Source organism: Pseudoalteromonas sp. ECSMB14103 (assembly GCF_000813065.1).
GTDB classification, from domain to species: domain Bacteria; phylum Pseudomonadota; class Gammaproteobacteria; order Enterobacterales; family Alteromonadaceae; genus Pseudoalteromonas; species Pseudoalteromonas marina.
The window spans coordinates 1-450 of sequence record NZ_JWGY01000029.1; the positions used below are offsets into that span (position 1 = coordinate 1).

The 450-nt window shown below is 37.1% G+C and carries 1 protein-coding gene; it reads left to right on the top strand.

Translation table 11 applies throughout. The annotated features are described in order from the left end of the window. A partial coding sequence (locus tag RF53_RS19485) for a hypothetical protein (protein ID WP_039038581.1) occupies nt 1-350 on the top strand: 350 nt, incomplete at its 5' end. Nucleotides 351-450: the final 100 nt, after the last annotated feature.

A 450-nucleotide genomic window follows, 5' to 3' on the forward strand; every position in this document is an offset into this window, starting at 1 on the left:
CATGCAGACCAGCGCCTTTTGATTTTGAAAAGGAAGTAGCTGAGGCTGACGTTGTTGCAATTGCTTATGTCACAGGTATCTTTGCCGCAGAAGCAGAGGCTGGTTTGCTAAATGATAATGAAGAAAACGAATTAATTGAATTTCGCATTTCTGTACCAGTTCAAAAAAGTGTTAGATTAATTACAGAGCGATCGCTAAAAGGGGTTGCTAATAAAATTTACCAATCCAGTGCAAGTTGTTCGTTTTCTGAGGGCTTAATGGAAAGGGTCGTTCTTTTCAAAAAAGGTTCTAATGTCTGGGTTAGAGAATTGGATGACAATGTAATTAAAGCAATCGAAAATTTAGAGTAATTGGCAACTAACAAGCTAATTAATAAGGACAAAAAACAGTTGGCTGTTTTCGTTCCTCAACATTTCAGCCAACAATTTTTTGCCCATTATTAGGGCGTTA